The sequence below is a fragment of the Paenibacillus sp. 01T424 genome (assembly GCF_056398745.1).
Window position 1 is genome coordinate 77370 of record NZ_JBFTPZ010000047.1, and the last position, 14681, is coordinate 92050.

Sequence of the window (14681 nt, forward strand, 5' to 3'; positions counted from 1 at the left end):
ATTCGTTCAGGTAAAGTCCAGGTTGTTATTATTTCTTAACCTAATCACTTTCTCTTTGTATTTTTTCAACTTGGCTTCGAAACCGCTTCTATTTTGTTCAAAATCCTTTGTCCATTTATACATCATCTTCAACATCAGGATGTCTGGCTTATAATGACACTTTTCAATACCAAGATTTTGCTTAAGAAATCTCTTTAGGATTCTTATCCTTCGCGTCCACAATGGAGTATCAAGAAATATGATTGTATCGGCCATTTCATACAAACATTGATAGGACTCTCTATCTGTTCCTTCAAATATCCATGTACCGTGTATATCTATTTCCTTTATAACCTCAATTTGTTCTTCTGCTGAACGTTTATATCGTCCCATGGGTGTTTGATGATGGACTATGGAGTCAAGTTCATAACAAGGTACACTAACTTTCTGCGATAAGCGTTTAGCCAATGTCGTCTTACCACTAGCTACAACTCCAATAATGAAGATCTTTTTCATTCCTATTCTAGCTCCCTGCAACGAGCATATTTGATTTAAATGACTTCTCTATTGACAACAGGGATTCCTTCTAATGCAATTTTGGCAAGATATCGGATCACGGTTATAGAACGAATACTCATTAGCGTAACCTGCCCGTTAGATTAACAGCTGCCGTGGCTAAACTGCAACCCGAAAGATAGACACTTTAGAAAGAGTGATCATCTTTCGGGTTTTGTCTAGTCAGGGTAATGATCAGAAAGTGCACCTATACCCTCTAGTACAAATCCGAGAGATACCTCATTATGTTGTAAATAATCCATAGTTATTTTATCAAGCATATTTTTAAGTACTTGTTTAAAAAATGCTTTGAAAAACGTTCATACTCGACCTAAGCAGGGGAGAAATCCTGATCAAAGGTCTATTTTATGACAAAGCAACTTCCAGTATAGTTCCATATGTAAGATAATACTAGGAGGTTTTAACGCATGACAGAAGCCGTTTTGAAGCTTCGCAACGTGACCAAATCGATTGGCGGACGTAAGATCGTCGACAATCTTAGTTTCGATATACCCGCAGGCGAAGTATTCGGATTTCTCGGACCGAACGGTGCCGGCAAGACGACAACAATACGGATGATCGTTGGCTTGATATCGATGTCGAAGGGCGAGGCCCTAATTAAAGGCATATCCGTCCGCGAGCACTTCGAGCTTGCTATGACGCATGTAGGAGCGATCGTAGAAAACCCGGAAATGTATAAATTTTTGACCGGTTATCAAAACCTTGTTCATTTTGCCCGTCGGCATAAAGGCATTACGAAGGAACGGATTAATGAGGTCGTTAAGCTTCTCGGACTTCAGAACCGTATTCACGAGAAGGTTAAGCGTTACTCTCTCGGCATGAGGCAGCGGCTTGGCGTTGCCCAAGCGATTCTGCATCGTCCATCGTTGCTCATCCTTGATGAGCCGACAAACGGGCTCGACCCTGCAGGCATTCGAGAACTGCGCGATTATTTGCGCAAGCTGACGAGAGAAGAAGGCATCTCCGTCATCGTCTCTTCCCATCTTCTGTCCGAAATGGAGCTTATGTGCGACCAGGTTGCGATAATACAAGCCGGCAAGCTCATCGATATTCGCTCTTTGCAGGAAACTCGCGATTCGATACAGTCGAAGATTGTTATCGAAGTCGGCGATTTACTTGCCGCTCAGCAGCTGCTATCCGCCATCTTCGATGCATCCCGCATTACGGTGAAAGGCAATCAGCTCGAAATTGCGGCTGACAAAGCTGCCATCCCCGATATTACAAGGCTGCTTGTAAGCTCGGAGATTGACGTGCTCGGCATTCAAGTGGCGCAGAAGTCGCTTGAAGAACAGTTCTTGGAAATTACCGGAGGTGAGATGGTTGTCTAGTCTGTCTAATCTAATTCGAAACGAAAATATGAAAATATATCGTCGTCCTCGTACATGGCTTATGATCGCCTTCCTCGTTTTTACAATCGCATTAATGAGCGGCATCATGAAGTGGGAATCAGGCAAAAATAATACGATCGACTGGCAAAACAACCTGACCGAACGGAATAGCAACATGCAGCAGGAGCTTCAAGAAAACAAAGAACTCTCGGAGGAGGACAAAACATACTTCACTAACGAAATCAAGCTCAATGAATATTATTTGGAACAAAATACAAATCCTAACGAATTGTCATTGTGGAATTATGTAGATACATCATCATACTTAATTATTTTAGCGACGATTCTAACCGTCATTATCGCTGCCGATATGATTGCGGCCGAATTTACTTGGGGCACGATCAAGCTGCTGCTTGTCGGTCCGGCTTCGCGCACGAAAATTATGATCAGCAAATACATCGCCACGCTTGGGTTCGCGCTTCTGCTGCTCATATTGACATTTGCGTCTGCTTACGCGGCCGGCGGTATTCTCGAAGGCTTCGAAGGAACAAGCCAAGCGAAAATATCGATTACCGATGGCGGAGTTATCCAAGAAAGTTCCTATTTGTTGAATTCGTTGGAGAAATACGCTTTCTCGATCGTATCCATGCTCATGTACGTTACGATGGCTTTCATGATTTCGTCCACGTTCCGCAGCTCCTCGATGGCCATAGCCTTCTCGCTTCTGTTCATGCTGGTCGGCAATACGCTATCGGCGCTTCTCAGCGGCTATAGCTGGGTCAAGTATTTGCTCTTCTCCAACATCGACCTGACGCAATATATGCAAGGTGCGACGCCGCTAAGACCGGAAATGACGTTGACGTTCTCGATTATGATACTTGTCGCCTACTACATCGTATTCCAATTCTTAGCTTGGTTACTGTTTACGAGACGCGACGTCGCCGCTTAAGGACAATTCCAATACTAAGAACCTCGGGCACTGCTTGAAATAAGCTGTGTCCGAGGTTCTTTTGTTTTTATCCAACTAACCTGTCCAGTTAGTTAAACGATCTATATCCGATCTTTTAATTTTGGACGTGGATAAAAACTTAGAGTATCATCATTCTTTTGCAAAATTATATTTGTTTACGACCGTTAGTGTAGAAAAGACAACCGATCATTTTGGTCGATTGCCTTTGTTCTTAATTGAACTAACGTTATCCGTTAGCTTAAATCCGCTTGAATAAATTAATGCCTCATGATTCATTGCTGAGTAAATAATATTGTTTTCCATTCCGATACTTTATGTTCAGCGTTACCCTGTCAATTCGGCGTCCGGTCGACTACTCTTTTTACCGAATCCACTGTATTGCACTTGAATCCGGTCTTCCGGGCGAATGTCGACGGTATACAGAACGAGCAGAAAGAACCATTCCAGCGGCTTCATCGCCACATAGATCACATCAGCTGCTGTCTTCGTGCGAATCTGCCGACTTACCGGATAGCCGTATTTGTCGTATAGTCGGCGAATCGTCCGGTGGCCGGCGGGCATGTACTGTTCCAGCACATTTTCGAACGCGTTAGCGATCATCAGCTGGCGATTCACTGTAATAGACATGCCGTGCCTGGTTCCCGGCCTAAGCGGCTTGACTAGGGATCGATGTCCCAGAGCGGCGACGGTGCACAAATAATGGCCATCCCCCGACACCATTTCCGGCGGTGGCGCCGGCAGCCTCGATAAGTAGAAGCCGCTCGTATCCAGAAACGCCCGAACTACACCATCCGGCCGCTGCCCGAACAAGACTAGAAGCAATTGAACAACAAGCTGAACGGGGAATAGCAGTGCGATCCATAGCGCCGGAATTGCCCGGCGACGCATGATGATGAAGCGATGCAGAGGCCGCTGCCAGGCGGGCATCGTCTCCGCATCTTCCTCCCTTCCGAACGCCTTCCATACGTCCAATGAGCGCTTGAGCTGCGCCAGATACAGCAGGCAAGACGTTAAGCTCCCGGTTTGAAGAAGCAACACGGAGAAGATCTCATTAAAATCGTAATTGGAAAAGCCGGTATGAATGAAATAGACTGCGGTCAGCGAAATGCAAAGAACCAAAAAGACGTTGCAGCAAGTATATACAATTGGAGAAAGCTTCCTATGATAGATTCTCAGCGCCCAATAGGAAAAGAAGCCGAGCAACCAGTCTACGCAAAGTACGGCACTATGCTTGTGGGACAGAGATGCGTATGCATATAATGGCTCTCCGGTTTCTGAGTACATTTTCAACGGCGCTCCTCCTGGTACCCCTTTCACATCAAATATGAAGCCAACGATCAGGAGAAACGAGGCGATCGAAAGTAGAATGCCGTCTACGAGCCGGGTTAACGTCAATCCTTCGCCTTGTTCGCTTTCCCCAGCTTTTCGCGCGAACGTAAACACCGCCCGAATGAGGGCGGTGAACGCTAGGAGAAGAAACGGAGTGAACAACAGTAGCATTTTCTTGATGCTCCTTCCGGTCGATATTGGACAAGACTTGTGCGGCAGGTGCGCTTGTCGTTTCGCCGACACAAGGCTTCTAGCGGTTCGCCACCGCAATCAGTAAAGTTGACGTCATCGTTGAATGCCCGATTTCAAAATTTCAAGAAAGCAGTTTTGGAAGCGGCGAATGCTAAAGTCCTTTTGACGCTGTATGATACTGACCCTAAAAAATGCAGTCTTTTGAGAGGAATCGAAGTCAAACTGACGCTGTGTTATTAAATGAACGTGTCCGGTTTGCACCTCCGAAGATTTTTTTTGATATAAGTAAGGAACTGACCATTTATCTAGTCAATGATACTCTGAATTTATAATTCAAAAAAAGAGAAAAATGATCATTTATATTTTCCTATTTATTGGTCCTTACTGCCCGTTAGCGCAGCGTAGGGCTGCCATGTGGCAGCCCTTAACGCTTAATATGAGACCTGATATCGGAATTAAAGCAGCGAGGTTACGAACTTCACCTCCGGAAAGCGGCTATCCGGTCCTTTCATTAAGATTCCGCCTTGATTTTTTAGATAAATACCGAAGAAATCCAGCATATAGGCATTGATAACGGAGTTCACTCTTTCAGGCGCAATCTTCCCTGTAACTCCCAGAATTTTGAAAATCGGAGAAATGAACTGTACGTCGGTAAAATTCAAATGCTCCGTATTGTCGATATAGAGGAATTGTCCCCCTACGTCAACCGTTTCGCGCATCCGTTCAAGCTCTACCTTTTTATCTTCCGTTACTTGATCCATCCACTCTCTTGTGTTGCCCATACGTTTAAGCTCTGCCTCCGTATAGGCGTGGTTATCCTTCACCATTTTTAATCTTTCGAATTCGCTTTGCGAGTTCATGAACAAAAACGGCTTACGCAGACCCTCTCTCTCACGCAGTCGATAAAGCGCTCCATCCAAGTCTATTCCAACCGTTATTCGTGGATCGTAAGTAGCGTCATAGGCCGTCGCTCCTCCGATGGAATGACCGAACACCCCGACATGTCCGAGATCAATCCTCCCTTTTAGATGACTTGGAATCTGCCCCGATTGGATGAGCTCGAATTGGTCCAGCGTAAACGCCACATCGTCGGTTAAAACTTTTCCCAACTTGTCGCGATTTCCGCTTTCCGTCCGGTAATCATGGTCGGGCGAGAATAAGTCGTTGGTTGTGCTGGTCGTGATTCGACCATCCGGAAACTCGGTTGCAAATGTATTGTAGGTGTGGTCGATCACTGCCACGATATATCCGTGACTCGCGAGATTTTCGGCTTGCGACGTATGGAGGAACCTGGAAGAGCCGAACCCGGGATTGGCAAGGATCAGCGGGTATGAAGCCTGTGCCGAAGAAACTTCGGCCCCCGAATAAGCATGACTGGATACGTACTTCAGGTGTTGAAGAGTAAACCCGGGAAGGCCATAATTCCCGGCCATATAACGTAAAATCTGGGGATCGGGAATAAAGGGAGCGTACTTCCCGGTGCCACCTTGAGCCGGATACCATACCTGAACCATCAATTCTCTCTTACCATCTCTGGCTTCGTCAAAAATCTCTTCCCTCTCTGTATCCACAAAATGATAAGTTTGCGTTCCTACCTTAAATTCGCCTGTCGGTTCAGGCAGTTTAAATACAGGAAAAGCATACATGAGACCCGCTGTAACGACCAGCATTAGCCCTATAGCGGTATTAGCTGAACCCAACAAGAATCGCGGGATTTTTTTTGGGACGTTTTTTTTAAAATAGCTATAACCTGAAATGGCTAAAAAAATGATCGTTATGCAATACGGGAAGAATAGCTGAACTCTGTATCCTTCCACCGTCCAATGAATGACTAGTAAAAGTGTGGCGATCCCGCTTGCAACGAATACTGAAATTTTACGCCGTCCTTTTCTTAATAGGACTGTTAATGCAAACAAGCCGATGTTTGACAATAAAAGCAACAGTTCAAACAGCCTCATCTCGATTCTCCTTTTAAAAAACTTCTATTTTTGTTTATTCCAATATAATCCTGCCAAACTGGCCTAAGCTATCGCTTTGCCTTACATCTACCTTACAATTTTGTAAGACGCTTATTTAGCACGTAACCATGAAGTGGTAACCATGGATACCACTTGTGAGACTGATCGTGCAGCTCACTTTTCTTGTCCACCCTGATAAACTGCCCGTTAGCTCAACGAGGCTGCCGATTTATTTCGGCAGCCTCGTCCTGATGATTATTTACCTGTTAGCTTAATGAAGCATCGTCTGCCTAAGACTTTATTTTCTTATGACACCACTGGCGCCTGGCTAGCGTCTTGAGCTTGTTCGCATGCTTTTCAATTTTTTGAATACATTTATGTATTCGATTAACAGGAGGACACAAGTCATGTCACAACTCGGCCAATCGTTTATGAGAGGTACTCTGGTTTTGTCTGTTGCTGCTTTCATCAATCGTATTCTAGGTTTTATCAGCGGCATGTATATAGCTCGCGTACTGGGCGCAGAGGGAATCGGCATCTTGATGATGGCGCATCCGCTTGTTCCGCTCGTCATTACGATTACGGAGCTTGGATTACCGGTGGCAATTTCCAAGTTGGTCGCAGAGGCCCAGGCACGCGGCGAACGGATGAAAGTGAGGCGCATTCTGTATGTCTCGCTCGCAGTTACGGGCGTTTTGAGCGTAGCGCTAACGACCATATCGTTACTTGGATCAGAGTGGATCGCGTCAATTCTGTTAAGCGACCAGCGGGCTTATTACGCCATGCTAGCGATTACACCCATCGCACCGATTATCGCAGTCTCCGCCGTATTAAAGGGGTATTTTCGGGGAATGCAGCAGATGAAGACCATTGCAGCTTCCGATGTGCTGGAGCATACGGTTCAAATCGCTTGTGTGCTAGCGTTGGTACACCTATTGCTGCCTTACGGAATTGCTTACGCAGCTGCTGGTGCAATGGCTGCCTCTGTCGTCAGCGAAGCGATAAGCCTCTTATTTCTGATGACAAGCTATAAGCTATATGGTGAATCGAAGGTATCGGGCGAGACTTGGGCGAGCCATCTGAAGCAAGGAAGAAGCACACTCGCCGAGCTGCTGCAAATCGGACTTCCGACGACTGGTCATGGTATCATTCATTCGTTATACAACGCCTTCCAGCCGCTTCTTATTACAACCAGCCTGGGCCTGTACGGCATCGGCACAGCTTTAGCCACGAAGCAATTCGGTCTGCTGGCCGGCTATGTGTTTCCGCTATTATTCATGCCGAGCTTTATCACGCAATCCTTATCCACCGCTCTTATTCCCGCGATTGGTGAGGCCACGGTGAACAAGAACAGTTTGCTCATACATGAGCGGATGAATCAAGCTATGATATTGGGACTTCTGATCGGTGCGCCAGCAACCGTTATCCTGTACGAATGGGCAACTCCACTAACGACACAAGTCTATAATGCGCCTGAAGCAGGATTACTTCTAAAAATACTTGCGCCTATGTTTTTTCTACATTATTTCGATGCTCCACTTCATGCGATTCTACTTGGCCTCGGTCGCGCGAAAGCAGCTCTATGGAATTACGTAATAGCTACTGTATTTAAGGGTGTCTCGGTCTTCGTGTTAGGCAGTCAATTAGGAATCGTTGGTGTTGCGTTCGGCATCGGTATTGGCATTTTGATACAAACGCTATTGAACTTTTTTTCCATCTCGAGTTCGATCGGATTTTATGGGAGCATTCGTCCTTATATCAAGGTTGGGATCTGCATGATGCTAATGGCAATCTGCGGACACTTGACCTATAACCAGCTAGTCAGCCACGGTATGCCGCAGTTATGGTGCGTAATCATTTCAATCTTCTGTTCCTTGTTTCTTTATTTCGCTGCTCTAGTCGTGACCGGTACGTTGAATTGGAAAAGCACACGTCATAAATTTTCAATTCCATGGTAAGAAAAAGCAGCAGTCATGATTCGATATGTAAAAAGAATAAATAGTATTAGAATGGATGTCTTTATTCCACCCGATTTTTCGAGTTGTCATACCGTTAGACTCCATAAAATAAGTTTTGGACTGAACTTAGAAATTGAAATAGCGACAGCCAAGGACGAGAAAACAAAGAGTCCTAGACTGTCGCTATTTTATTGAACTAACTGTGATGCGGTGAGGGTATGTTCGTCTGATTCCAATTCCCTGCTGCTGCCAATACCATCTTCGAATCAACTTCTAAATTCTGCCGGACCGAGATCCGAATGGCTCGAAGCGTGAATATGATGTTATATGATAGGAATGCCTTCGTGAAATACTAAAAAAGCACTTCTATTTGTTTATAAGCTTTCGAAGGTGATTCCTTTGTTAAAATCTCTTTGTCATCACTATGACCATTATAAATATTCAATATCTTTAACTGATAAATCCAATCTCCTGTATCTTCGTGTACTAATCTACCGTTATAGATAATCCTTCCATATTCACTACTTTGAAGTATAAACGCATTTTCAGATAAGTATTGATATCTTGAATCATAACGAACAGGTTTGCCACAAGAATCAGAATACTTAAAATATACTTGTAGTTTGTCATCCTTGTTTTGTATTTCAGTACTAGCTATCTTCCAATCATTTCGATGTGAGTCAAGATACTCGACTTTATTACTTTCAATTTCAAATCCATTTTCATTTTGAGTAATTAGTATTTCCTGAAAAGGAATCGTAGTGCTTCCAATGTAATTTATCAACATATCTGGAATTGAGAACGACTTGCTAAATCTATTCCTCAAAGTAGAGTGTGGAGCTCCTCTGACCTTTTTATCCCATAATATTGTGATAGATTGAATGATCACACCTATTCGCTCCTTAGTTTAAGTATTACTTTCCTTTCATATAACGTCTCTTGTACAAACTACGCATATTCTCCATACTTAAAGTATTAGTGAAGTAATTAAATTATTCTGTCCGTTAATTAACGGCAGCCCTTTAATTATTGAACTATTGTTCATTGTTAGTTCAATCATATCAACTCTGAGATAAACATTGGTGTAGCTCCATCCTCTGTATTAAAGCCAAATTTATTATAGAAATCCACTGCATGAGGATAAGAAATTAATACTTTTGTTTTACACCCTTTATATCTATCAAGCATTATATTCATCATTTCCTTACCTATACCTATATTCTGATAACTCGGATTAATAAGCATATAATGAAAATATACCGTTAATACACCATCTGACAAAGCATTTATTAAACCGACAAGCTTTCCTTCTTCCCAAGCGGTAACAATTGAATGAGACCCTCCAATTGCTTGTAAAAGCTCGTTTGGATACTTGCCAGACTCCCATTCTACCGAAAGAAATAACTCTTGGAGTGCATCCTTAGTGATATCCTCTTTGCTTGAAGCGTAATAAATACTCACCCCTATACCTTCCTTTCATAAAACTAACTACGCCAGAACATCTGTTTTAAACTCCCATACTTCGATGGTTTTGCCATCCTTACGAAGCCATAAAATGATACCGACAAAGGAATTTCGGATTTATCAAAGTGAATAATCACTTTATTTACCTCAATATACTATTAAAAAGATTTATAGAAAATGGATTAACTGATGTGGAATTTGTATTTATTTACTTTAGAGAATTCACATGAGAATACTTCTTTTATTTAAGCTTACTAATCCTAAGAAGCTTATAGCGTTAATCTGCCCGTTAGTTATCGAGATGTGAAGCTGATTCCGTCCTACTTGTATGCAGGTAAGGTTATCATTTTATTTATTTCATTATTTTAAGAGATACTTATAATATGCTGGGAATTCTCGTATTAAGGAGTAAATATCTCTAAACTCAAAGACTTTGGCATGAGCTGAGTACACTTCTTTAATATCCATTTTTCTAAACGCTAATTTTGTTCTAGATATATGAAAGTATTGAGTAATAACCATCACAGACTCTAAATCTAATTCATCCATTATCTTGCTGGTATTTTGGGCGGTCATATATGAGTTGTACCCATTATTATCCTCTATAATTTTATCTTCCGGTAATCCTTTATCTATTAAGTATGATTTCATAACCTTTGCTTCATCGAAACCTTCCTTACCAATACCGCCACTTACAATAATAAAAGTAAAGTAGCCCCCTTTATAAAGCTCTACGGACTTATCTAATCTTGCTTTTAACCGCTCAGAAGGCTGTCCATTAACTTCTACTTTATTTCCTAATACTACAGCTGCCTCAACTGGTTTCAATTTATCATTCAACCCATCTATTATCACGAAAGTAGTGTGAATGATAAACCAGATGCAAAGACTTGCTACTAATATTCCAAATCGTTTAATGAAAATATATTTCAATCTCTCACCTGCATTCTCTCATATTTCTCCATAATCATACCCTAATTTTATCACACAAGGGTGCATGAAACATTCCACGCAGACGTCCCACCGACTTAAAACTTTATATGTATTATCAAAATTGAAACTAATTGCCCGGCAGTTGAATGCCACGCCAGCTGCTTACATCGCATTGGGCAAATTCATTATCACCTGCAGCAACCACCGTGCCGTCCGATTTAAGACCGAGCGTATGAGCGCAGCCCGCCGCTACCGCCACTATATCGCGCCAGCCACTTACATTGCATTGGCCATGTTCATTCCTACCCAGAGCGACCACCGTGCCGTTAGATTTAAGCCCGATTGTATGATTACTTCCCGCTGCTATCGCCACAATACTGCTCCAGCTGCTTACATTGCATTGGTCATGCTTATTCAAACCCACAGCCATCACCGTTCCGTCAGATTTAAGCCCGACGGTATGAAGGTAACCTGCCGCTGCCGCCACTATGTCGTGCCAGTCGCTTACATTACATTGGCCATACTGATTATTACCCACAATCATCACCGAGCCGTCCGATTTAAGCCCGACGGTATGCCAGTCACCAGCTGATACTCCCACCATATCACTCCAGCCGCTTACATTGCATTGGCCTTCATTATTTCGGCCCACAGCCACCACCGTGCCATCAGATTTAAGCCCCACGCTACGACGCCATCCCGCCGCAACCGCTACAATATCGCTCCAGTCATCTACATTGCATTGGTCATGCTTATTCCAACCCACAGCAACCACCGTGCCATCAGATTTAAGCCCGATTGTATGAGAATTACCCGTGTTCGTCGCCATATGAACATTACCTGCCGCAATCGCCACAATATCGCTCCAGCCGCTCACCTCACATTGGCCATATTTATTATCACCCACTGCCGTCACCGTTCCGTCCGATTTGAGACCAACGGTATGTCGACGACCCGTCGCTATTGTAGCTTTAGGCCATCGTTTCACCTTTAACGCCGCTTCAAATGGTGAAGTGTAATCCATGTTTTTCCTCCTTGAAACAAAACTTATTTTTTGATCAGATCATGCTTCTTGCGAACTGCATAAACACCTAACATTATAAGTATTCCGCACATTCAATAAACGATCCTCCCCGTTAGCACAATCACTTATCTCAGTTTCATAGCTTTAGTGTCTTAGATCTCCACACTCGATACAGTCCGACAACTAGAAAGATAAAAGCAACAACTTCTATGATTCTAGGGATGATATTCAGTATTGTGATCATCTCTCCAAATGTCATTCCAAGCGGTAATGTAGTACGGTTCGCATCATAAGAATTAATGAGTCGACTTATTGTAAAAGGTGCAATAAAATCATAGATCTTCAATATTAAAATAATAAGAAAGAAGTAAAAGCCTGCAATGAAGTTATTTTTCCTGCACTGTATAAGTCCAAAAATTAATAAAAATATGAAGAAAATCGAAAATACAATTGCAAAAATTCCTAATATAACCACCAAATCACCCCTTTTTTTCACAAAATTGATATTCATATCTTACGTTTGCCCCAAGGAATAATTCCACTATCTTTCCCGTTAGAATAATGAAATGAGCAGGCTACCGAAGTACCTGCCCATCACTGTCTATCATTTAACTATAGTTCTCTGTTGCTTCATTAAACGCTCCCGCCGCTTACTTCTTTATGATGGGTATCCATATTTCGCTTTTAAATTGCGGTGATGCTACATCTTTATGCTCATTCCAGAGCATTTCCGGCCCATTGTTTAGCTCATATTCCGCGGATGGAAACCATTCGGAATAAATGCGCCCCCAGATCTCTTGAAGCGTACTTGGAAAAGGGCCGACGGCTGTGAATACAGCCCATGTAGAGGCTTGCACCTCCAACTGGGCGAAGCCATCCCCATCTTTCGTTGTGGCCGCCCCAATGTAATGATCGAGCTCTCCTTTCTCCTCAAACCGCTCTTCACTAAAATTCGTGGAAGCACTGATTAGTCCTGAAGGTTGAACATTCGAATAACTCTTAATCTTATCAATCATTTCTGGAGTGAGTCCTTCAAACATCGATGCAATCTCCGGGTTCACCCCTTGAAATACGATTGGCACTCTTTTTTTGATTCCCACGATGCGAAAAGCCTCTTTGTCTTCAATTCGGTAGTTCATTTCACTTCCTCCTTTGATAGTCAGTTGAAACGTCATCCGAGGGAAGGCTTTGAGGGACTGTCCATGGATTCGGGCTTCCGAGGGATTAATCCCATGCATGCTTTGGAAAGCCCTAGCAAAGGAATCCGGCGAGGTATATCCGTATTTTATCGCAGCATCGATGATCTTGATGTCACTGTGGCTTAGCTCGAGTGCTGCCAAAGTTAGGCGTCTTCGGCGGATGTATTCCGACAGTGTAATGCCTGCAAGGAATGAGAACATTCGTGTAAAATGATATTCTGAACAGCAGGCAATTTTCGCTGCCTCCTGATAGTCCACATGATCAGTAAGATTCTCCTCAATATAGCTTAAAGCTTTGTTCAGTTTCGCCAGCACATCCATCATATCGCCTCCCCTCGTTACTCAAAGCATAGCAGAGAAGGTAATTCCCTTCCCGACATTTACTGCACAATACTGTAGGTTCTTTCTCAGCTCAGTGAACAGAAGACAAGTCTAGTAGGAAGGCCCCGTGCTCCTTTGTTGTCTCGTTGAAATTAGAAGGCAAATCCATAGGATTGACTACATGAAAAACAACCGTAGAGTAACAGAAAAAACAATGAGCAGCTGCTGCGGCAGACTACTCATTGTTTTCACGCTAACGTGTTCCAATAGCTGAATCACTTTTTTTATTTTAAATTAATTAAATCTGAAAGTTAATTGAACTATCGTCCCAAAAATCTCCAGCCATGTGCTAACATCACCTTCGGGATAATGCACTAATCCAAAATCGATAACTCTTTTATAAACCAAGCGTCTGTAGCATTATGCTCTGAACCATCTAATGGTTTTTCAAGTTGTTGGAAACCTAATTTGATGTAGAGGAGATTTGCTGCTTGAAGTTTCTTCAATGTTTCTAAATAACAATGTGTATAGTATTCCTTGGCGAAGTCGAGTGCTACTTTCATAAGATCACTTGACAGACCCATACCCTGAGCTTCCGGTGTAATGTATAGCTTTTGCAACTCACAAATTCCCGGTTTCTGCCCAAAAGGTGCAATCCCCACACCGCCTACCACTTCGTTTTGTTCATTCACTACAACCCAGTACTTTGAATTTGGTTGTTCCTTGTAATATTGTGCCAGATTGCTGAGTTGAGGGTCAAAATATGCTGTTCCAGGAATGTTTAGGTTAAATGATTCCAATGAGCGTCTAATAATTCGCTCTATTGTTTGATTGTCCTTTTCTTCAATTGCACGAATTTGCATTGTTACATTCTCCAGTATCTAAGTAATTTTAATTCTAATATTATTCGCCAAATGATTCAAATTCAAGTATCCGGGCCGTTAGCTCAAGCGATATTCTGAGTATTTTGAAAAAATGTTGAATTTCTCATCACAAATAAGTCAATTAGGAAAAGTAATTTCTAATGTTTTATCATCTTGCTCTTCTCCTTTAAGAATAATTGCAACGACGCCTTCTTTTATCCATGTAAACTCGAAATTTTCGGCCAAAAGTGTCTTGCCATCATTATTAATTCTTTCTTCGATAAAAGTTCGTAGATGTCCAATTTTTCCATAGTAAATTCGTATCGGTGCATTCGAAAAAAAAGCATTCTGTCCTCGGGACTGACCCCCATTTGTGAGACAGGGATCAAAACACCTTCAAGTTTAAACGGCCAGTCGCCTGTAATCAATCGGCGACTGGTTCTTTAGTTTCGTTTGAATACGAATTGCGTTATAGTAAGTGATGTAGTCTCGAACGGTCTGTTCAACGATTGCAGTCGTTGTATGGGTCAACCCTTCGAGGTAGAACGTTTCAGACTTTAGTGTGGAATGAAACGATTCAATGGGGG

At 42.8% G+C, this 14681-nt stretch carries 13 protein-coding genes; 3 read left to right on the forward strand and 10 right to left on the reverse strand.

All coding sequences use genetic code 11. The features are described 5' to 3' along the window. Positions 1-6 precede the first annotated feature (6 nt). Positions 7-495 (reverse strand): P-loop NTPase family protein, encoded by a 489-nt coding sequence (locus tag AC1DPK_RS27880; protein WP_477512316.1) that lies wholly within the window; start codon positions 493-495, stop codon positions 7-9. 467 nt (positions 496-962) lie between these two features. On the opposite strand from AC1DPK_RS27880, the gene AC1DPK_RS27885 reads away from it, so the two are divergent. Together AC1DPK_RS27885 and AC1DPK_RS27890 are read left to right on the forward strand one after the other, a co-directional pair. Beyond that, a complete protein-coding gene (locus tag AC1DPK_RS27885) occupies positions 963-1883 on the forward strand; it encodes an ABC transporter ATP-binding protein (RefSeq protein ID WP_477512317.1) in 921 nt (306 codons plus the stop codon). Then, positions 1876-2832 (forward strand): ABC transporter permease, encoded by a 957-nt coding sequence (locus AC1DPK_RS27890; protein ID WP_477512318.1) that lies wholly within the window; start codon positions 1876-1878, stop codon positions 2830-2832. The genes AC1DPK_RS27885 and AC1DPK_RS27890 overlap by 8 nt, the downstream gene beginning before the upstream one ends. Positions 2833-3177: 345 nt before the next feature. On the opposite strand, the gene AC1DPK_RS27895 is transcribed toward AC1DPK_RS27890, so the two are convergent. Together AC1DPK_RS27895 and AC1DPK_RS27900 are read right to left on the reverse strand one after the other, a co-directional pair. Continuing rightward, positions 3178-4353: a DUF6688 domain-containing protein gene (locus AC1DPK_RS27895; protein WP_477512319.1), complete on the reverse strand. Its 1176-nt coding sequence runs from the start codon at positions 4351-4353 to the stop codon at positions 3178-3180. 476 nt (positions 4354-4829) lie between these two features. Beyond that, entirely contained in the window at positions 4830-6332 is a 1503-nt protein-coding gene (locus tag AC1DPK_RS27900; RefSeq protein ID WP_477512320.1) for an alpha/beta hydrolase family protein, read from the reverse strand. Between the two features lie 407 nt (positions 6333-6739). On the opposite strand from AC1DPK_RS27900, the gene spoVB reads away from it, so the two are divergent. After that, entirely contained in the window at positions 6740-8290 is a 1551-nt protein-coding gene (gene spoVB / locus AC1DPK_RS27905) for a stage V sporulation protein B (protein WP_441884577.1), read from the forward strand. Positions 8291-8642: 352 nt separating this feature from the next. Here the strand turns inward: spoVB and AC1DPK_RS27910 are convergent, their stop codons facing one another. The 7 genes from AC1DPK_RS27910 to AC1DPK_RS27940 all read right to left on the reverse strand — a co-directional run. Next, on the reverse strand, positions 8643-9179 hold the full coding sequence (locus tag AC1DPK_RS27910; RefSeq protein ID WP_477512321.1) for a hypothetical protein: 537 nt from the start codon (positions 9177-9179) through the stop codon (positions 8643-8645). 167 nt (positions 9180-9346) lie between these two features. Continuing rightward, positions 9347-9751, reverse strand: coding sequence for a GNAT family N-acetyltransferase (locus tag AC1DPK_RS27915; protein ID WP_477512322.1), 405 nt, complete (start codon positions 9749-9751; stop codon positions 9347-9349). A gap of 363 nt (positions 9752-10114) precedes the next feature. Next, the gene (locus tag AC1DPK_RS27920) at positions 10115-10582 is read right to left on the reverse strand and encodes a YdcF family protein (protein ID WP_477512323.1); all 468 of its coding nucleotides are present in this window, start codon (positions 10580-10582) and stop codon (positions 10115-10117) included. Positions 10583-10814: 232 nt separating this feature from the next. Further along, positions 10815-11711, reverse strand: a complete 897-nt coding sequence (locus AC1DPK_RS27925; RefSeq protein ID WP_477512324.1) for an RCC1 domain-containing protein — start codon at positions 11709-11711, stop codon at positions 10815-10817. Positions 11712-12361: 650 nt separating this feature from the next. Next, entirely contained in the window at positions 12362-13231 is an 870-nt protein-coding gene (locus AC1DPK_RS27930) for an AraC family transcriptional regulator (protein WP_477512329.1), read from the reverse strand. A 374-nt stretch (positions 13232-13605) separates the two neighbouring features. Further along, complete coding sequence (locus AC1DPK_RS27935; protein WP_477512325.1) at positions 13606-14094, reverse strand: GNAT family N-acetyltransferase; 489 nt, start codon at positions 14092-14094, stop codon at positions 13606-13608. Between the two features lie 402 nt (positions 14095-14496). Continuing rightward, a partial coding sequence (locus AC1DPK_RS27940; RefSeq protein WP_477512326.1) for an IS3 family transposase occupies positions 14497-14681 on the reverse strand: 185 nt, incomplete at its 5' end.